Annotated in this window: 18 protein-coding genes; all 18 read right to left on the bottom strand. The window is 65.3% G+C overall.

Annotated elements, in window-relative coordinates; all coding sequences use genetic code 11:
* Positions 1 to 172 precede the first annotated feature (172 nt).
* The 18 genes from AZSP09_RS01090 to AZSP09_RS01005 all read right to left on the bottom strand — a co-directional run bounded on the left by AZSP09_RS01090 (position 173) and on the right by AZSP09_RS01005 (position 17,768).
* Positions 173 to 1,483 carry an adenylosuccinate synthase gene (locus AZSP09_RS01090; protein ID WP_152088912.1) on the bottom strand — a complete coding sequence of 437 codons (1,311 nt, stop codon included), beginning with the start codon at positions 1,481 to 1,483 and terminating at the stop codon, positions 173 to 175.
* 5 nt (positions 1,484 to 1,488) lie between these two features.
* A complete protein-coding gene (locus AZSP09_RS01085) occupies positions 1,489 to 2,643 on the bottom strand; it encodes an ATP phosphoribosyltransferase regulatory subunit (protein ID WP_152088911.1) in 1,155 nt (384 codons plus the stop codon).
* A complete protein-coding gene (locus AZSP09_RS01080; RefSeq protein WP_014238145.1) occupies positions 2,640 to 2,825 on the bottom strand; it encodes a DUF2065 domain-containing protein in 186 nt (61 codons plus the stop codon). Before AZSP09_RS01080 ends, AZSP09_RS01085 begins: the two co-directional genes overlap by 4 nt.
* A gap of 20 nt (positions 2,826 to 2,845) precedes the next feature.
* Positions 2,846 to 3,724: a protease modulator HflC gene (gene hflC, locus AZSP09_RS01075; RefSeq protein ID WP_014238146.1), complete on the bottom strand. Its 879-nt coding sequence runs from the start codon at positions 3,722 to 3,724 to the stop codon at positions 2,846 to 2,848.
* A gap of 12 nt (positions 3,725 to 3,736) precedes the next feature.
* Positions 3,737 to 4,987, bottom strand: coding sequence for an FtsH protease activity modulator HflK (gene hflK / locus AZSP09_RS01070; protein ID WP_043798355.1), 1,251 nt, complete (start codon positions 4,985 to 4,987; stop codon positions 3,737 to 3,739).
* A 71-nt stretch (positions 4,988 to 5,058) separates the two neighbouring features.
* Positions 5,059 to 6,246 (bottom strand): GTPase HflX, encoded by a 1,188-nt coding sequence (hflX, locus tag AZSP09_RS01065; protein WP_130458810.1) that lies wholly within the window; start codon positions 6,244 to 6,246, stop codon positions 5,059 to 5,061.
* An 89-nt stretch (positions 6,247 to 6,335) separates the two neighbouring features.
* Positions 6,336 to 6,575: an RNA chaperone Hfq gene (gene hfq, locus AZSP09_RS01060; RefSeq protein ID WP_014238149.1), complete on the bottom strand. Its 240-nt coding sequence runs from the start codon at positions 6,573 to 6,575 to the stop codon at positions 6,336 to 6,338.
* A gap of 83 nt (positions 6,576 to 6,658) precedes the next feature.
* Positions 6,659 to 8,044: a ribosome biogenesis GTPase Der gene (gene der / locus AZSP09_RS01055; protein WP_014238150.1), complete on the bottom strand. Its 1,386-nt coding sequence runs from the start codon at positions 8,042 to 8,044 to the stop codon at positions 6,659 to 6,661.
* 21 nt (positions 8,045 to 8,065) lie between these two features.
* On the bottom strand, positions 8,066 to 9,214 hold the full coding sequence (gene bamB, locus AZSP09_RS01050; RefSeq protein ID WP_014238151.1) for an outer membrane protein assembly factor BamB: 1,149 nt from the start codon (positions 9,212 to 9,214) through the stop codon (positions 8,066 to 8,068).
* Positions 9,211 to 9,885 (bottom strand): YfgM family protein, encoded by a 675-nt coding sequence (locus AZSP09_RS01045; protein WP_172974669.1) that lies wholly within the window; start codon positions 9,883 to 9,885, stop codon positions 9,211 to 9,213. The genes bamB and AZSP09_RS01045 overlap by 4 nt, the downstream gene beginning before the upstream one ends.
* Positions 9,885 to 11,183: a histidine--tRNA ligase gene (gene hisS, locus AZSP09_RS01040; protein ID WP_014238153.1), complete on the bottom strand. Its 1,299-nt coding sequence runs from the start codon at positions 11,181 to 11,183 to the stop codon at positions 9,885 to 9,887. Before hisS ends, AZSP09_RS01045 begins: the two co-directional genes overlap by 1 nt.
* 69 nt (positions 11,184 to 11,252) lie before the next feature.
* Positions 11,253 to 12,491, bottom strand: coding sequence for a flavodoxin-dependent (E)-4-hydroxy-3-methylbut-2-enyl-diphosphate synthase (gene ispG / locus AZSP09_RS01035; protein WP_152088910.1), 1,239 nt, complete (start codon positions 12,489 to 12,491; stop codon positions 11,253 to 11,255).
* Positions 12,492 to 12,494: 3 nt separating this feature from the next.
* Positions 12,495 to 13,442, bottom strand: a complete 948-nt coding sequence (locus tag AZSP09_RS01030; RefSeq protein ID WP_152088909.1) for a helix-turn-helix domain-containing protein — start codon at positions 13,440 to 13,442, stop codon at positions 12,495 to 12,497.
* On the bottom strand, positions 13,439 to 14,257 hold the full coding sequence (gene pilW / locus AZSP09_RS01025; protein ID WP_130458812.1) for a type IV pilus biogenesis/stability protein PilW: 819 nt from the start codon (positions 14,255 to 14,257) through the stop codon (positions 13,439 to 13,441). The genes AZSP09_RS01030 and pilW overlap by 4 nt, the downstream gene beginning before the upstream one ends.
* Complete coding sequence (rlmN, locus tag AZSP09_RS01020) at positions 14,254 to 15,357, bottom strand: 23S rRNA (adenine(2503)-C(2))-methyltransferase RlmN (protein ID WP_014238157.1); 1,104 nt, start codon at positions 15,355 to 15,357, stop codon at positions 14,254 to 14,256. Before rlmN ends, pilW begins: the two co-directional genes overlap by 4 nt.
* Before the next feature lie 71 nt (positions 15,358 to 15,428).
* The gene (ndk, locus tag AZSP09_RS01015; RefSeq protein WP_014238158.1) at positions 15,429 to 15,857 is read right to left on the bottom strand and encodes a nucleoside-diphosphate kinase; all 429 of its coding nucleotides are present in this window, start codon (positions 15,855 to 15,857) and stop codon (positions 15,429 to 15,431) included.
* Positions 15,858 to 16,037: 180 nt separating this feature from the next.
* Positions 16,038 to 16,322 (bottom strand): ferredoxin family protein, encoded by a 285-nt coding sequence (locus AZSP09_RS01010; protein WP_014238159.1) that lies wholly within the window; start codon positions 16,320 to 16,322, stop codon positions 16,038 to 16,040.
* Between the two features lie 135 nt (positions 16,323 to 16,457).
* Positions 16,458 to 17,768: an FAD-dependent oxidoreductase gene (locus AZSP09_RS01005; protein ID WP_152088908.1), complete on the bottom strand. Its 1,311-nt coding sequence runs from the start codon at positions 17,766 to 17,768 to the stop codon at positions 16,458 to 16,460.
* Positions 17,769 to 17,777 lie beyond the last annotated feature (9 nt).

The following is a 17,777-nucleotide window of genomic DNA, read 5'->3' as shown; positions in this document are numbered from 1 at the left end:
CCGCTCCACCTTCCCCATTTCCGACAATACCGGACGCCACACATCCTGCAGCGACAAGGCACGGATGATCCTGTCGATACTGGCTACAGGCAAACTTAAGGGGGGTTGATGACAATCAGGACGACACTCAGGTTAAAGAAAAAAGCCGGCGCTCTGACGCCGGCTTTTTTGATCAGGCGGCAAAGGGATGCCGCTTGAGGATGGTTTCGTCCCGCTCCGGACCGGTGGAGACGATGTCGATGGGAATCTCGCACAGGGTCTGGATGCGGTCCAGGTAGGCCTGGGCCGTGGCCGGCAGGTCTTCCCAGCGCTTGGCGCCGAAGGTGGTTTCCTTCCAGCCGGGCATGGTTTCGTAGATGGGCTCGCAGCGGGCCACTTCGTCGGCACCGATGGGCAGCAGGTCCAGCACCTTGCCGTCCAGCTTGTAGCCGGTGCAGATGTGCAGCTCTTCCAGGCCATCGAGCACGTCCAGCTTGGTGATGCACAGGCCGGTGACGCCGTTGATGCGGGCGGAGCGGCGCAGGGCGGCGGCATCGAACCAGCCACAGCGGCGCTTGCGACCGGTGACGGTGCCGAATTCCTTGCCCTTGGTAGACATCTGATGGCCGGGACAGCCGGCGGTGTCGATATCCAGCTCGGAGGGGAATGGACCGCCGCCGACGCGGGTGCAGTAGGCCTTGGTGATGCCCAGCACGTAATGCAGCATGCCGGGGCCGACGCCGGCGCCCGCTGCCGCCTGACCGGCAACGCAGTTGCTGGAGGTGACGAAGGGATAGGTGCCGTGGTCGATGTCCAGCAGGGTACCCTGGGCTCCTTCGAACAGCAGGTTCTGGCCGGCCTTGTTGGATTCGTAGATGGCAGCGGAGACGTCGGCCACCAGGGGCTTGATCTGTTCCGCATTGGCCAGGGCCTGTTCCAGCACGGCTTCGTAGGAAACGGGCTCGGCACCCAGCATCTTGGTCAGGATGAAGTTGTGGTACTCCATCACTTCCTTCAGCTTGGCAGCGAAGCGCTCCGGGTTGAACAGGTCGTACACCCGCAGGCCGCGGCGAGCCACCTTGTCTTCATAGGCCGGACCGATGCCCTTGCCGGTGGTGCCGATCTTCTGGTCGGCGCACTTGGCGGCTTCCCGCGCCTTGTCGATGGCGGAGTGGTAGGGCAGGATCAGGGGACAGCCGGGGCTGACCTTGAGGCGGGAACGCACGTCCAGGCCGCCCTCTTCCAGAATCTTGATTTCGGCCAGCAGATGCTGGATGTCCAGCACCACGCCGTTGCCGATGTAGCACTGCACGCCGTCACGCACGATGCCGGAGGGCACCAGGTTCAGCTTGTATTCGCGCTCGCCCACCACCAGGGTGTGGCCGGCATTGTGCCCGCCCTGGAAACGCACCACGCCCTGGGCGTTGTCCGTCAGCCAATCGACGATCTTTCCCTTCCCCTCGTCGCCCCACTGGGTGCCGACGACCACGACGTTCTTAGCCATACTGCTTAGTCCTTATTGATTGCTGCAATAATCCATTTGCCGTCCTGCTGCACCAGCCGGCGGTCGCAGGGCAGACCTTCGCTGCCGGCCTGGCCGGGCAGGAGTTCCACCACGGCCTCGCCTTCGGCCCGCAGACGGGCGATGGCGGCAGCCAGCTGGGCATCCTCGCCGCCGTAGGGCGCCAGGATGGCTTTTGAAACCTGGGTGGCGGGGGCCAGGCGGGCCACCTCGCGCAAATCCATGGAGAACCCCGTGGCGGGACGGGCCCGGCCGAAGGCTTCGCCGGCGCCGTCGTAGCGGCCGCCCAGGGCCAGGGCGGTGGCGTAGCCGGGGCTGTAGGCGGCGAAGACGACGCCGTTGTGGTAATGATAGCCGCGCAGGTCCGACAGATCGAAACCGATGGGCAGGTCGCCGGCCTTGGCGGCCAGGGCCGAGAGCAGGTCCAGGCCGGCGTGCACCGCCGGCAGGTCGGGCAGCTGCTGCCGGGCCTTGGCCAGCACGGCGGCGTCGCCATAGAGGTCGGGCAGGCGCAGCAGGGCGGAACGGTAGGGCTCGGGCAGGCCGGCACAGGCGGCCTGCAGGCCGGGGATGTCCTTGACCTGCAGCAGGGCGAACACTTCCTCGTCAGCCGCAGCCGGCAGGCCGGCGGCCTGGGCGATGGCGCGGAAGATGCCGACATGGCTCAGATCGAGGCGGGCGGCGGAGAGGCCGGCCCCTTCCAGGGCGGCAGCCATCAGGCGGATGATCTCCAGGTCGGCCTCGACGCCGGCATGGCCGTAAATCTCGGCGCCGATCTGGATCGGCTCCCGGGTGCCGGCGGTGGCCGCCGGCAGGGTATGCAGCACGCTGTCGCAATAGCAGAGACGGACCACGCCCTGGCGGTTGAGCAGGTGGGCGTCGATGCGGGCCACCTGGGGCGTGATGTCGGCACGCACGCCCATGGTGCGGCCGGACAGCTGGTCCACCAGCTTGAAGGTCTTCAGGCGCAGGTCCTGGCCGGACCCGGTGAGCAGGGATTCCAGGTACTCGAGCAGGGGCGGCATGACCAGTTCGTAGCCATGGCAGCGGAACAGGTCCAGGGTCTGGCGCCGCAGGCGCTCGATCTTGGCGGCCTCTGCCGGCAGGGCATCGGCCAGGTATTCGGGTAGCAACCAGTTCATTTGAAAATCATCAACAGTATGAGGCCCGCGATCATGGCGGTGAGGCCGATGAAGCGGATCTGGCCGTCGCTCATGGCGATGAGGCGGCGAAACGTCTCGCGCCAGGCCTGGGGCGCGAGAAAGGGAACGACGCCTTCGAGCACCAGCATGAGCGCGAAGGCGAGGAGGAGATTATCGCCCATAGGCAGAACGACGGCCGACTTTACTTGCCGCTGCGGCCGACGTTCTTCATGTACTTGAAGAAATCGGAATTGGGTTCCAGCACCATGACATCGCTCTTGCTCTTGAAGGTGGAGCGATAGGCTTCCATGCTGCGGTAGAAGGCGAAGAACTCGGGATTCTGGCCGAAGGCCTGGCCGTAGATGGCGGCAGCCTTGGCATCGCCCTCACCCTTGATCTTCTGGGCATCCCGGTAGGCTTCGGCCACCAGCACTTCGCGCTGGCGGTCGGCGTCGGCGCGGATCTTTTCGGCCTCGGCAGCGCCCTGGGAACGCAGTTCGTTGGCCACCCGCTTGCGCTCGGCCTCCATGCGGCGATAGACGGACTCGCTCACTTCCTGGGGCAGCTCGACGCGCTTCAGACGCACGTCCACGATCTGCACACCGATCTTGCGGGCATCCTGGTCGGCCTTTTCCCGCATGTCGTCCATGATCTTGTCCCGCTCGCCGGAGACCACGTCATGCACCGTGCGCTTGCCGAACTCTTCCCGCAGGCCCGCATTGACGGTCTGGGAGAGACGGGTACGGGCCCGGGATTCGTCGCCGCCGACGGAGATGTAGTACAGCTTGGGATCGACGATGCGCCACTTGACGTAGGAATCCACCAGCACGTTCTTCTTTTCCGAGGTGATGAAACGCTCGGGTTCCGGGGAATCCATGGTCAGGATGCGGCGATCGAAGAAGCGGACGTTCTGGATCAGGGGCCACTTGAAGTTGAGGCCGGGTTCGGTGATGACCGACTTTACCTCGCCCAGCTGCTGCACCACGGCGTACTGGCGCTGATCCACGGTGAACAGGCTGAGGGCCAGCACCACCACGATGGCGGCCACCAGGCCGCCGATAAGACCGAAGCTCTGTTTCATCTCTGGGGCTCCTTAACGGCCGTCCCGATCCCGGGAACGCAGGGAAGCGTCACGGGAACGTACATCGTTCTTTTCCAGCTGGGGCGGAACGTCATTGGAAATCGACACACCCCGGTTCACGGTGCTTTCAACGGCCTGGGCGGCCGGGACGCCGGCATGGCCGGGCGCCGCCACGGTTTCCATCAGCTTGTCCAGGGGCAGGTAGAGCAGGTTGTTGCCACCCTTGGCATCCACCATGATCTTGGAGGTGTTGGCGTAGATCTGCTGCATGGTTTCCAGATAGAGGCGCTGGCGCGTCACCTCGGGTGCCTTGGCGTATTCCACGAGGATTTGCTTGAAGCGGCTGGCATCGCCCTCGGCGGTGGCGATCATGCGCTGCTTGTAGCCGTCGGCTTCCTGCAACAGGCGGGCAGAGGTGCCCTTGGCCCGGGGGATGACGTCGTTGGCGTAGGCCTGGCCTTCGTTCTTCTGCCGCTCCCGGTCCTGGCCCGCCTTCACCGCATCATCGAAGGCTGCCTGGACCTGCTCCGGCGGCTGGGCATTCTGCATGGTGACCTTGGAAATGAGGATGCCGGTGTTGTAGCGATCCAGGATGTCCTGCATCAGCTTGGCCGCCTGGGCCGCCACCTGCTCCCGGCCTTCGTAGAGGACGAAGTCCATCTTGCTCTTGCCGACGATTTCCCGGATGGCCGTTTCCGAAGCCTGCATCACGGCCTCGTCGGCGTGACGGTTGTTGAACAGGTATTCGACCGGGTCCTTCAGGTAGTACTGCACGGCGAACTGGATGTTGATGATGTTTTCATCATCGGTCAGCATCAGCGCCTCTTTCAGCACCTTGTTCTTCTCGCTGCCCCGGTAGCCCACCTCGATGGTGCGCACGCCGGTGAGATTCACCAGTTCGTGGGATTCGATGGGGAACGGCAGGCGCCAGCGCAGGCCCGGTTCCGTGGTTTCCTTGAACTTGCCGAACTGCAGCACCACGCCGCGCTGGGAGGCATCGACAATGTAGAAGCCGGAGGCCAGCCAGACCACGGCCACCAGGGCCGCCAGGAGGCCGATGCCGCCGCCGAAGAGCTTGGGATTGAAATCGGAGGGGCCGCCGGAATCGCCGCCGCCAAATTTGCCGTCGCCCTTCTTGCCGAACATGCCGGACAGGCGGCGGTTGAAATCGCGCCACAGGTCTTCCAGATCGGGAGGTCCCTGGTTGGGACGGCGGCCGTCGCCATTGCCACGATTGCCCCACTGGGGGTCGTTGAGCGACATCAGAAGTCCAATGCTAGAGATCATGTCGGGGAACTCTTATTGAGGGCGGTATGAGGGGCCGGTGATCCGGTCTAAACGTCTTGCACTGCGTCATTCGCACTGGCTGCCGCGGCATCGTCCGCAGAGGCCGCTGTCGTCATGCTGAGTGAATTATCCCGGGCAAACTCCGTCAGTGCCTGGCGCAACAAATCCAGGCCTTCGCCGGTCCTGGCACTCAATCGGACGCGGTGAAGTTTACCATACTCGTCCCGCTCCACAGCGGCGGGCAAGCCCGTAAGGTCGGCCTTGTTCCACACCAGAATCTGGGGCACCTGGTCGGCACCAATCTCGTGCAGCACCTTGTTGACTTCGGCAATCTGCTCCTCCCGGGCATGGGAGGCGGAATCCACCACATGCAGCAGCAGATCGGCCTGGGCCGTGGCTTCCAGGGTGGCCTTGAAGGCCTCTACCAGGGCGTGGGGCAGGTCGCGGATGAAACCCACCGTGTCCGACATCACCACGGAGCCCACTTCCGGCAGCCACAGCTTGCGGGAGGTGGTGTCCAGGGTGGCGAAAAGCTGGTCCGCCGCATAGACGCCGGCCTTGGTCATGGCGTTGAACAGGGTGGACTTGCCGGCGTTGGTATAGCCGACCAGGGACACGTTGAGCACATCGCGCCGGGAACGGGCCCGCCGCTGCACATTGCGCTGGCGCGACAGCTTGGCCAGGCGCTCCTTGAGGCTCTTAACCCGGACGCCAAGCAGACGGCGGTCCGTTTCCAGCTGCTTTTCGCCGGGACCGCGCATACCGATGCCGCCCCGCTGCCGCTCCAGGTGGGTCCAGCCCCGCACCAGGCGGGTGGCCAGATGCTCCAGCTGGGCCAGTTCCACCTGCAGCTTGCCTTCGGAACTGCTGGCGCGCAGGGCGAAGATGTCCAGGATCAGGCTGGTGCGGTCGATCACCCGGCATTGCAGGGCCCGCTCCAGGTTGCGTTCCTGGGCCGGCGACAGCTCGTGGTTGAAAATCACCAGGGTGGCATCGTGGGCGGCGGCGACGGCGCCGATTTCCTGCACCTTGCCCTTGCCCACATAGGTGGCCGCATCGGGCGCGCCCCGCTTGGCCACCAGCACATCCACCACTTCGGCGCCAGCCGAGCTGGCCAGCAGGCGCAGTTCTTCCTGGGAATCCTCGATGTCGGGCTGGCCGAAATCCACCTGGATCAGGAGGGCGCGCTCGGAACCGGGGACCCTGGGGTCACCGGCGGAGGGACGATCAAACATGGATTAGGAGCAGACTGGCCGCAACCGGCCGAAAACGACGCGGCCCGCCGGTGACGCCAGCGGGCCGGAAATGCGTATACGGGGAATGATCACGACTCGGCGCCGTTATCCTGCTGGATATTGACGGGGCGGGCCGGCACCACGGTGGAAATGGCATGCTTGTAGACCATCTGGGTCACCGTATTCTTGAGCAGCACGACGTACTGGTCGAAGGACTCGATCTGGCCCTGGAGCTTGATGCCGTTCACCAGGTAAATGGAAACCGGCACATGTTCGCGGCGGAGCGTGTTGAGAAACGGGTCTTGTAAAAGTTGCCCTTTATTGCTCATGGCTGAAACTCCATGGTTCGTTGTTATGGAAAAAGCACTTTAATGGATTTTCCGGGGGAAAGCCACCGGGCAAACCCGTAGATTCAGGACTTTTTCTCGCGGTTTTTGTAAAAGGTGTCCCGCGGATTGCCGATCTTGCGCACTTCCTTGGTGGCGAAAGGATTGTGGCTGGTGTTGAACTGGACCCGCAGGGGCGTGCCCTGCAGTTTGAACACTTCGCGGAAGGTATGTTCCAGGTAGCGGCGATAGCTTTCCGGCAGGGAATCCAGGGCGTTGCCGTGGATGACGATCAGGGGCGGGTTGGAGCCGCCCTGGTGGGCATAGCGCAGCTTGGGGCGGAAGATGCCGCCGTGACGGGGCGGCGCCTGGCGGGCCACGGCGTCCAGCAGCACCCGGGTCAGCTTGGGCGTGGGCAGCTTGGCCATGGCGGCGGCGTAGGCCCGGTCCACGGAGGTGAACAGCTTTTCCAGGCCCAGGCCCTTGAGGGCGGAAATGTAGTGGAAGGTGGCGAAGCTGAGGAATTTCAGCTTGTGTTCCAGATCCACCTTGATGCGCTCGCGCCGGTAGGCGTCCAGGCTGTCCCACTTGTTCACCGCCACCACCAGGGAGCGGCCGGATTCGACAACGAAACCGGCGATGTGGGCGTCCTGGTCCGAGATGTCCTGGTCCGCATCCAGCACCAGCACCACCACGTTGGCGTCCTCGATGGACTGCAGGGTCTTCACCACGGAGAACTTCTCCACGGCTTCGAAGACCTTGCCGCGGCGGCGCAGGCCGGCGGTGTCGATCAGGGTGTACTTGCGGCCGTTGCGCTCGAAGTCCACGAAAATGGCATCCCGGGTGGTGCCGGGCATGTCGAAGGCGATGACCCGCTCTTCGCCCATGAGGGCGTTGATGAGGGTGCTCTTGCCCACGTTGGGACGGCCGACAATGGCCACCCGGGGCGTTTCGTCCTTGGCGTCATCCTCGTCCGGCTCGGGAAAATCGGCCAGGGCCATTTCCACCAGATCCCGCACGCCGTCGCCGTGGGTGGCGGAAACGGGAAACGGCTCGCCCAGGCCCAGTTCGTAGAAGTCGGCCGCCACCACCGTGTGCTTCATGCCCTCGGCCTTGTTCACCGCCACCAGCACCGGGCGCTCCAGCTTGCGCAGCTTGTTGGCGATTTCCTTGTCCTGGGCGGTGATGCCGACGCGGCCGTCCACCACGAAGACCACGGCGTCCGCCTCGGCGATGGCCTGCTCGGTCTGGCGTGCCATCTCGTGGAAAATGCCGTCCTTGGCCAGGGGCTCGAAGCCGCCGGTGTCCACCACCAGATAGGGCTTGCTGCCCACCTTGCCGTGGCCGTAGTGGCGGTCCCGGGTCAGCCCGGGCAGGTCGGCGACGATGGCGTCACGGGTCTTGGTCAGGCGATTGAACAGGGTGGACTTGCCTACATTGGGCCGGCCGACCAGTACCAGGGTGGGTTTCACGAGTAATGCTTTCTGCTTGGATTATTGAACGTCGAGGGCGAACACGCCGCCGCCCTGGGTCTGGAACAGCCAGCCGCTGCCGTAGCTCTGGGGCGCCGCCACCACGGCAGTGCCGTCGGTGGTGAAGCGGGCGCTGAAGGAGCCGTCGTCCCGGTTGAGGAAGTGGATCACGCCCTTGACGTCACCCACCGCCACCAGGCCGTGGGCCACCCGGGGCATGGAGAGCTGGCGCAGGAAGAGCTTGTCCTGCTTCCACAGGGAGGTGCCGCGGAAACGGTCCAGGGCATGCACGGCGCCCTTGTCGTCGGCGACGTAGATATTGCGGCTGTCCATGGCCAGACCGGAGGCGGAGGACATGTCCCGGGCCCAGATCAGGTTGCCGTTGGTCAGGTCGAAGCAGGCGACGCGGCCCTGGTAGGCCACGGCGCACACCTGGGGACCGTCGAACACGGGGGGGCTGGTGATGTCGGCCACCCGGTCCAGCTCGGTGGTGCCCTTGGGCAGGGCCACGGTGCCTTCCCAGACGGCGGCGCCGTTCTGCAGGGACACCGCCACCAGCTTGCCGCCGGGGAACCCGGCAAAGACGTAGCGTTCGGAAATCACCGGCGGCGCCGCATTGCGCAGGGAGAGGGCCGGGTTGTTGCGCTGATAGACCCACTTGCGCTTGCCGTCGGCCGGATCGAAGCCGTAGAGGCGGTTGTCGCCGGTGCGCACGACGACGATGTCGGCGCTCACGGCTGCCGCCGCCAGGATGTCGGAACTGGCCCGGGCCTTCCACAGCTGCTTGCCGTCCTTGGCGTCGAAGGCAATGATTTCGCCCTTGGGCGTGCCCACCACCACCAGACGGCCGTCGCTGCCGACACCGCCGGAGAGGGGCTGGCCGGCGGAAACCTGCCAGGCCTGCTTGCCGTCGTCGAAACGGGTGACGCTGCCGTTGTTGGCGGCCACATAGACGCTGGAATCCACCACCGCCGGGGTGAAGACGTAGTCCTCGGCCTTGCCGGCCCGGCCCTGCCACAGGCTCACCACATTGACGCTGGGCTTGATGGTGTCCAGCTCGGCCATCTTGACCTTGGAGGAACTGGCGAAGGGATTGATCTTGTCCAGGGAAGAACAGCCGCCCAGGGCGGCTGCCAGCAGCAGGCTCAGGAGGGCGGGACGGAATTTCACTTGGCCTCTCCCAGGGCGTCGGCCTTCTGTTGCAGCACCTGACGGTAGGCGGCGGCCGCCTGGGCATCCTGGGCGCCGCTGCCAGCCTTGGCGGCGGCATCGATGGCGGCCAGGGCGTCGGCGAAGGCCTTGCGGGCTTCGTCCTTCTTGTCCTGGGCCAGGAAAATATCGCCACGCACTTCGGCATAGCGGGCCGCGAAGGCGGGTGCCGGCTTGGCTTCCAGCTGCTTCAGGGCCTCGTCGTAGGACTTCTCGTCGAGCAGCACGGCGGCCAGGCGCAGACGCCCCAGGTCGCGCAGCTCGTCCTTGCCGTTCTCGGCCACCCAGGCCAGCTGCACCTTGGCGGTCTTCAGGTCGCCGCCGTCGAAGGCCACCTTGGCCGCGGTCAGGGCGCCGAGGGAGGCATAGGTGGAGCCCTTGTAGTTTTCCAGCAGTTCGCCGGCAGCCACCTTGAGGCGCTGGGCATCACCCTCCAGGGCGGCCTTCTGCAGCACACCGAAAACCACGGCGGCCTGGGCCGACTGGCGGCCCTGGTACCAGTTCCAGCCCTGCCAGCCGGCAACACCGATGGCGGCGGCGAGCAGGATGCTGGTCACCAGGTTGCCGTGCTGCTTCCACCAGGTCTTGATTTCGTCGAGCTGTTCCTGCTCCTGCAAGTCGTAGACGGCCATTATTCCTCTTCCCAATCAATGATTGAATCCATCAGGGTGGCAGGCAGATCATCCACCTTCACCCGCTGTTGTTCGCCCTTCTCGCCGTCGGCGCTGCGCAGGGACTTGAGGCTCACCTCCCCTGCCGCCGCCTCGTCGTCACCGATGATCACGGCGAAGGCAGCACCGCTGCCGTCGGCCTTTTTCATCTGGCTCTTGAAACTGCCGCCGCCGCAATTGAGGAGCACGGCCAGGCCGTTGTCCCGCAGCCCTTCGGCGACGCGGAAGGCGAGCCGGCTGGCGGCCTCGCCCTGGTGCACCACGTACACATCCACCGGCTCCGGATTGCCCGCCAGATCCTGGTCCTGGATCAGGGCGATGAGGCGTTCCACCCCCATGGCGAAGCCGCAGGCGGGCGTGGGCTTGCCGCCCAGCTGCTCCACCAGGCCGTCGTAGCGGCCGCCGGCGCAGACCGTACCCTGGGCGCCAAGGCGGTCGGTGACCCATTCGAACACGGTCAGGTTGTAGTAGTCCAGCCCCCGCACCAGGCGCGGATTCACCGTATAGGGCTGGCCGGCATCCCGCAGCACCTGCTGCACGCCTTCAAAGTGGGCCAGGGATTCGGCGCCGAGGAAGTCGATCAGCTTGGGGGCGTTGGCGCACAGCTCCTGCATGTCCGGATTCTTGGTATCCAGGATGCGCAGGGGATTGGTGTGCAGGCGGCGCTGGGAATCCTCGTCCAGCCGGTCGGCATTGGCCTGGAAATAGGCGATCAGTTCGGCCCGGTGCCGGGCCCGCTCTTCGGGCTGGCCCAGGCTGTTGATCTGCAGGGTGATGCCTTCCAGACCCAGGTCGTCCCACAGGCGGGCGCCCATGAGAATCTGCTCCGCGTCCACATCGGGACCGGCGAAGCCGAAGGACTCCACACCCACCTGGTGGAACTGGCGGTAGCGGCCGCGCTGGGGCCGCTCGTGGCGGAACATCTGGCCCATGTAGTAGAGGCGGCGCGGATGCTGGGCCGCCAGGCTGTGCTGGATCACGGCACGGACGCAACCGGCGGTACCTTCGGGGCGCAGGGTGAGGTTTTCACCGTTGAGGGCATCCTCGAAGGAATACATTTCCTTCTCGACGATGTCCGTGACCTCGCCGATGGCCCGCTTGAAGAGGCCGGTGGGCTCCACGACGGGCATGCGGATGGGGCGGTAGCCGTAGCTGTGCAGCCAGGAACGGACGACCTCCTCGAAGCGCTCCCACAGCTCGGCTTCGTCGGGGAGGATGTCGTTCATGCCGCGGACGGCTTGTAGTGTTTTCTGACTCATAAACCTGGTTTCATTATCGGGAAGGGCCGGACACCGCCCACAGGCGGCGCCGGCCCCGGTCCCTGGCAATCACGGATGCAGTTTGCGTTGGTAGGTACGGGCCACGTAGCGATCCACGATGGCCTTGAATTCTTCGGCGATATTGTCGCCCCGCAGGGTAACCGTCTTTTCCCCGTCCTCAAACACCGGGGCCGCCGGCACTTCGCCGGTGCCGGGCAGGGAGATGCCGATGTTGGCGTGCTTGCTCTCGCCCGGGCCGTTGACCACGCAGCCCATGACCGCCAGGGTCATGTTCTCCACGCCATCGTACTCGGTGCGCCACTGGGGCATCTGGGCCCGCACGTACTCCTGGATGGTGGAAGCCAGTTCCTGGAAGAAGGTGCTGGTGGTACGACCGCAGCCGGGACAGGCCGCCACCATGGGGGTGAAGGCGCGCAGGCCCATGGTCTGAAGCATTTCCTGGGCGACGATGACTTCACCGGTACGCTTGCCGCCAGGCTCGGGGGTCAGGGAGACGCGGATGGTGTCGCCGATGCCTTCCTGCAGCAGCACGCCCATGGCGGCAGTGGAAGCGACGATACCCTTGCTGCCCATGCCGGCTTCGGTCAGGCCCAGGTGCAGGGCGAAACGGGAACGGGCCGACAGCTCCCGGTAGATGGCGATCAGGTCCTGCACCCCGGAAACCTTGCAGGAGAGGACGATGTGGTCGGCCGGCAGGCCAATCTCCACGGCCTTCTCCGCCGACTCCAGGGCCGAGGTGACCATGGCCTCGCGCATGATCTGCACCGCGTCCTTGGGTTCGGGCCGCTTGGCGTTCTCGTCCATGATGCGGGCCAACAGGTCCTGGTCCAGGCTGCCCCAGTTCACGCCGATGCGCACCGGCTTGTCGTACCTGCAGGCCAGCTCGATCATCTGGGCGAACTGCTCGTCCCGCTTCTTGCCATGGCCCACATTGCCCGGGTTGATGCGGTACTTGGCCAGGGCCTGAGCGCACTCAGGCGAATCGGCGAGCAGGCGGTGGCCGTTGTAGTGGAAGTCGCCGATGAGTGGCACGGAGAGGCCGAGGCGATCCAGGTGCTCGCGGATCTTCGGCACGGCCGCAGCCGCTTCCGGCGTGTTCACGGTGATGCGTACCAGCTCGGAACCGGCCCGGGCCAGTTCGGCCGTCTGCAGGGCGGTGGCGAGGTAGTCCTCGGTATCCGTGTTGGTCATGGACTGGACCACCACCGGGGCATCGCCGCCGATGGTGACGCCGCCCACCTTCACGCCCAGGGTCGGGCGGCGGGGAATGGAATAGGGATCAGACATGGATCAATCGAGACTGACGCGGGCCACGTCGTCCTTGCTGCGGGGCTCCAGAGGCACATCCCGGCCCTTGTAGGTCAGCTTGACGTGGGAAGCATTGCCCACCACCAGGGAGAAGGGAGGCACACCTTCCACTTCTCGTTCGCTGCCGGCGGGGTTGAGTTGGGAAAAGACGATCTGGCCGCTCTTGTCCTTCACTTCGACCCAGGAGGGCTGCTCGAAGCGGAACTTGAAGCGGGCCTGGCCGGCGGCCACGGCGCCGCTGGGGGCCGGGGGAGAAACCGTGACCGGGGCGGGCGCGGGGGCGGCAGCGGGAGCTGCCGCTGCCGCAGGGGCCGGTGCCGCGGCCGCAGCAGGCGGCACAACGGCAGCTGGCGCCTGCTCCGGAACCCCGGTGGCGGCAGCTTCGCTGCTGTTGCCTTCGGCCGGAGCGGCAGGCGGGAAGGCCTGCTCGGGCTCCGCTTCGGCGGCGGTTTCAGCGACGGGCTCGGGCTCCGGCGCGGACTGCCAGAAATCGGCCGGCACCAGGAAATAGGCGGCCACGGCCACCCCCACCATGAGGGCGGCGCCGGCCACGGCGGCCAGATCGCGGCGCTTGCCCTGGCCCGGCTGGGGCAGGGAGGCGGCGGAGGCTTCGGGCAGCACGATATTGGGATTGTCCGGAGTCTGGGCCGCCTTGATCTGCTGCAGCAGGGGCGTGGCGTCCAGATGCAGCAACCGGGCGTAATTGCGGATGAAGCCGAGGACGAAGGTCTGGCCCGGCAAGGCATCCCAGTTGTCGCTCTCCAGGGCATCGACCTGACGATAGCTGATTTTCAGCAACTGGGCCACATCGGCCACGGACATCTGACGGGATTCCCGCGCCTGGCGCAGGACGAGGCCAACACTGACCTCGGGCCGGGACTCCGCGGCGGGAGATTCCTCGGCCAGGTTTTCTTGAACGAGTTCGCTCATTCGAAATTGCCTTTCAAGAGGGCCTGGGTTTCCCGGGAGCCCGGGAAACGGCGGCGCAACTGGGCGTTGTAACTGGCCTCTTCGGCCCGGTCCCCGAGCTTGCGGGCCAGGCGCAGGCCCAGCCACAGGGATTCGGGAGTGGGATCGCTGGCCTTGTGGAATTCGCGCACCAGCCGGTAGGACTCGTCCAGGTCATCCTGGCGGTACTTGAGGCCGGCCATGGCCAAGGTGGCCTGGAAATCGTTGCGGGCGAGGCGCAGTGCCCGGAAATAATAGTTTTCCGCGCCTTTCAGGTCGCCGATTTTCTCCGAGCACCGGCCCGCATTCAGATAGGCACGCTCCGGCGTCGGGTAGAGCGGGTTCTTGATGGCGTTGTTGAAGTAGGCGATGGATTCCTTCTCCCGCCCGACCTGGCAGAGGAACCAGCCGAAGTTGTTGTTGATTTCGGGGTCGTTGCCGGCAAGGGACAGGGCGCGACGGAAGCTCTGCTCCGCCGCCTCGTTTTCCCGCAGGTCCATGTGCACCAGGCCCAGCACGTTGTGGGCCGGGGCATAGCTGGAATCGGCGGCGATGGCAATGCGCAACTCCTCCAGGGCCGTGGCCAGCTGGCCGTCCTGGAAGTACAGGGCCCCCAACTCGGTATGAATCTTGGCCGAATTGCGGGCATTGCCGGTGACCGTCATCTGGGACTGGGGACCTTCGGCCAGGGGCTGACTGGAGGGGACACTGGGATTGCTGTTGCAGGCCGTCACCAGGGCCGCCAGGCAGCACATCAGAAGCGGGAGCGTGGGCAGCCGGAAGGGGGTCTTGCTCATGGTCGCATCTCCTGAATCGGGATGGTCCGCCGTTCGTTGCGCCGGGTCTTGTCCTGCACCTGGCCGGCCAGCTGGCCGCAGGCCGCATCGATGTCGTCGCCCCGGGTCTTGCGGGTGGTGGTGACGACGCCGGCCTGGATGAGGATGTCGGCAAAACGGCGGATGCGCTCCGCCTTGGAGCGGCGGAAGGGCGATCCCGGGAAGGGATTGAAGGGAATCAGGTTGAACTTGCAGGGCACGTCGCGGGTGATGGCCAGCAGTTCCCGGGCATGGGCATCGCTGTCGTTCACCCCGTCGAGCATCACGTATTCGAAGGTCACGAAATCCCGCGGCGCCTTTTCCAGGTAACGCTGGCAGGCGGCCATCAGTTCCGCGATGGGGTATTTCTGGTTGATCGGCACCAGCTCGTCCCGCAGCTTGTCGTTGGGGGCGTGCAGGGAGACGGCCAGGGCCACCGGGCATTCATCCCGCAGGCGGTCCATGGCCGGCACCAGGCCGGAAGTGGAGACGGTGACGCGGCGACGGGAAAGACCGTAGGCGTTGTCGTCCAGCATCAGTTTGAGGGCGGCGACGGCGGCCTCGAAATTGGCCAGGGGCTCGCCCATGCCCATCAGCACCACATTGCTGATGATGCGTTCGGCCTTGTCCGGGTGGCGGGGATCGACCCCCAGGGCCCGGTTGGCCTGCCACAGCTGGCCGATGATCTCGGACACGGCCAGGTTGCGGTTGAATCCTTGTTTGCCGGTGGAGCAGAAGGCGCAGTCCAGGGCGCAGCCGGCCTGGGTGGAAATGCACAGGGTGCCCCGGTCGTCTTCCGGGATGAACACCGTTTCCACCGCATTGCCGTTGCCCACGTCGAAGAGGAACTTGCGCGTGCCGTCGTCAGACAGCTTGTCGCTGACGATGGCCGGGGGCAGCACGACCGCATTGGCCTTGAGCATTTCACGCAGGCTCTTGGCGATGTCGGTCATGGCATCGAAATCGGCCTGGCCGAAGTGATGCATCCAGCGCAGCACCTGGCGCGCCCGGAAGGGCTTCTCGCCACGGGCGGCGAACCAGGCCGTCAGGCCTTCGGCATCGAAATCGAGCAGGTTTTGCATCTGGGACTCTGATTGGGTGAGGGGGAACAACGAAAAAGCGGGACCGTCAGACCCCGCTCACCCGACTCCGATTAGCGACCGGAGTAAACGTTCATCGCCGGGAAGAAGAAGGCGATTTCGTTGGCAGCGGTTTCGGCGGCGTCGGAGCCGTGCACGGCGTTGGCGTCGATGGATTCAGCGAAGTCGGCGCGGATGGTGCCCGGCTCGGCCTTCTTGGGGTCGGTGGCGCCCATCAGGTCGCGGTTCTTGGCGATGGCGTTTTCGCCTTCCAGCACCTGGATCATGACGGGGCCGGAGATCATGAAGGACACCAGATCCTTGAAGAAGGGGCGTTCCTTGTGCACGGCGTAGAACTTGCCGGCTTCTTCGGCAGACAGCCAGGCCATCTTGGAAGCAACGATCTTCAGACCGTTGGTTTCGAAACGGGAGTAGATCTTGCCGATGACGTTCTTGGCGACGGCGTCGGGTTTGATGATGGAAAGGGTGCGTTCGATAGCCATGGTCACTCCGTGAATAGCTGGGTTTGGAAATAACTTTATATTTTACCAGACCTTAGGGGAGAACCCCAGCCCGGACGCCATTTCCGCACCTTGGCAGCACCACGGCAGCCGCCATCCCCGCCCCGGGGCCGGGACGGGAAACCGGCCGCCCTCCCCTGGCGGGAAGGCGGCCGCCGGGACTCAACCGAACTTGAAGAGGATGCCGAAGCCGGCCCGGGGATAGTTCCAGTCCACGTTGCCGTGGGTGTCGCAGACCACCCGGCAGGTACCGCATTCCAGGCAGCCGTCGGTGATCAGGCCGATCTTGCCCTCCTCGAAGGACCAGCAGCCAGCCGGACAGCAAACGACGCAGGCCCGGCTGACGCAGCCGTCGTTGCAGACGGATTCGTTCTTGATGCGGATGTGGGGCCGGTCCGCATCGACCCGGTAGCGGTTCTGGAACAGCTTTTCTTCGACTTTCATCATGATCTATGTCCTTTTGAAGCGCTGCGCCCAAGGGAAACAGCGTGGAGCGCAGCGATCCTGGCTAGGCGTGCCGCCGCAGGCAGTACAGCTGGTACGGCAAGGCGGCACGGCCAGGACCATTTTGTTGGCACTTCCTCAGCGGGTGGCGCGCCACAGGCGGTAGGCATCACCCAGCAGCCCCAGCAGGCTGCGGCGTTCGCGGAAGGCGTTGAAGATGGCCTTTTCCTTGGTCGCCTTGTCCTGTCCATCCACGGTGAAGAACTCGTGGGCGGCGCCGTTGAGCAGGGCCGGGTAATCGGAGAGGAACTGGCGCTGGCTGTGCAGGGTATCCGGGATGTTGCGGTACTTCTTCAGGTCCTTGAGCACGATGCTGTCCTCCAGCCTGGCCTTGTAGCGGGCCAGGTTGGCGGCGGAGGAAGGCAGGCCCTTCTCCCCCAGTTCCAGCAGGGTCTCGGCGGCGAGGCGGCCGCTGGTCATGGCCAGATTGGAGCCTTCCCGGTGCACGGCATTCACGAAACCGGCGGAATCCCCCACCAGCAGCCAGCCTTCGCCGTACAGCTCGGGCAGGGCGTGGTAGCCCCCTTCGGGAATGAGGTGGGCGGCGTATTCCCGAGTCTCGCCGCCGGCGATCAGGGGTGCCACGGAAGGGTGCTGCTTCAGCTTTTCCAGCAGTTCCGCCGGGGTGGTGTTCTGCGCCTTCATGTCGGAAAGCATGCAGCCGATGCCAAGGGAAATGGAGTCCTTGTTGGTGTAGAGGAAGGCAGTACCGGCCATGCCCTGGCTGATGCTGCCCAGCATCTCGATCACCACACCCTCGCTGCCCTTCAGGTTGAAGCGGGCTTCCACGGTTTCCTTGGGCAGGAAGATGGTTTCCTTCACCGCCAGGGCCACGGCGGCGGGCTTGATGTCCTCCCGCAGGCCGGCCCGGCTGGCCACCAGGGAATTGACCCCGTCCGCCAGAATCACGGTGTCGGCGTAGATCTTGCCGTCCTCCCGGTCCACTTCGACGCCGATGACCTTGCCGGCGGCATCCCGCAGCAGGGCGATCACCGTCATTTCGCAGATCACCAGGGCGCCTGCCTTCTGCACCTGCTCGGAGAACCACTTGTCGAAACGGGCCCGGATGATGGTGTAGCGGTTGCCCGGCATCTGGTTGAAGCGGTCGGAGCGGAAGGTGGTGCCGACGTAGGACTCGTCCTCCATCACCCACATGCGCTGCTCGATGACGGTACGCTCCAGGGGGGCGGAGTCGCGGAAGTCGGGGATGATCTTTTCCAGGGCGTCGGCGTAGAGAATGGCGCCCTGCACATTCTTGGAGCCGGGATACTCGCCCCGCTCCAGCTGCAGCACCTTCTTGCCGGCCTTGGCCAGGGTGTAGGCGGCGGCATTGCCGGCGGGGCCGGCACCGACGACGATGACGTCGAATTTTTCGATGTTCTGGGTCATGGGGATTCC

This window comes from Azospira sp. I09, assembly GCF_009177135.1.
Lineage (GTDB): Bacteria > Pseudomonadota > Gammaproteobacteria > Burkholderiales > Rhodocyclaceae > Azospira > Azospira oryzae.
Note: the sequence above shows the minus strand (reverse complement) of the source record. Positions and strands in the feature narration are given on the sequence as shown.

What these genes read in the sequence shown, in the direction of transcription:
- hflX (WP_130458810.1), bottom strand. Translation starts at nt 6,246, where the DNA reads ATGTTTGATCGTCCCTCCGCCGGTGACCCCAGGGTCCCCGGTTCCGAG.
- hflK (WP_043798355.1), bottom strand. Translation starts at nt 4,987, where the DNA reads ATGTCGCTCAACGACCCCCAGTGGGGCAATCGTGGCAATGGCGACGGC.
- hflC (WP_014238146.1), bottom strand. Translation starts at nt 3,724, where the DNA reads ATGAAACAGAGCTTCGGTCTTATCGGCGGCCTGGTGGCCGCCATCGTG.
- hisS (WP_014238153.1), bottom strand. Translation starts at nt 11,183, where the DNA reads ATGAGTCAGAAAACACTACAAGCCGTCCGCGGCATGAACGACATCCTC.
- AZSP09_RS01030 (WP_152088909.1), bottom strand. Translation starts at nt 13,442, where the DNA reads ATGAGCGAACTCGTTCAAGAAAACCTGGCCGAGGAATCTCCCGCCGCG.
- ndk (WP_014238158.1), bottom strand. Translation starts at nt 15,857, where the DNA reads ATGGCTATCGAACGCACCCTTTCCATCATCAAACCCGACGCCGTCGCC.
- pilW (WP_130458812.1), bottom strand. Translation starts at nt 14,257, where the DNA reads ATGAGCAAGACCCCCTTCCGGCTGCCCACGCTCCCGCTTCTGATGTGC.
- AZSP09_RS01090 (WP_152088912.1), bottom strand. Translation starts at nt 1,483, where the DNA reads ATGGCTAAGAACGTCGTGGTCGTCGGCACCCAGTGGGGCGACGAGGGG.
- AZSP09_RS01045 (WP_172974669.1), bottom strand. Translation starts at nt 9,885, where the DNA reads ATGGCCGTCTACGACTTGCAGGAGCAGGAACAGCTCGACGAAATCAAG.
- AZSP09_RS01080 (WP_014238145.1), bottom strand. Translation starts at nt 2,825, where the DNA reads ATGGGCGATAATCTCCTCCTCGCCTTCGCGCTCATGCTGGTGCTCGAA.
- AZSP09_RS01005 (WP_152088908.1), bottom strand. Translation starts at nt 17,768, where the DNA reads ATGACCCAGAACATCGAAAAATTCGACGTCATCGTCGTCGGTGCCGGC.
- hfq (WP_014238149.1), bottom strand. Translation starts at nt 6,575, where the DNA reads ATGAGCAATAAAGGGCAACTTTTACAAGACCCGTTTCTCAACACGCTC.
- rlmN (WP_014238157.1), bottom strand. Translation starts at nt 15,357, where the DNA reads ATGCAAAACCTGCTCGATTTCGATGCCGAAGGCCTGACGGCCTGGTTC.
- ispG (WP_152088910.1), bottom strand. Translation starts at nt 12,491, where the DNA reads ATGTCTGATCCCTATTCCATTCCCCGCCGCCCGACCCTGGGCGTGAAG.
- AZSP09_RS01085 (WP_152088911.1), bottom strand. Translation starts at nt 2,643, where the DNA reads ATGAACTGGTTGCTACCCGAATACCTGGCCGATGCCCTGCCGGCAGAG.
- AZSP09_RS01010 (WP_014238159.1), bottom strand. Translation starts at nt 16,322, where the DNA reads ATGATGAAAGTCGAAGAAAAGCTGTTCCAGAACCGCTACCGGGTCGAT.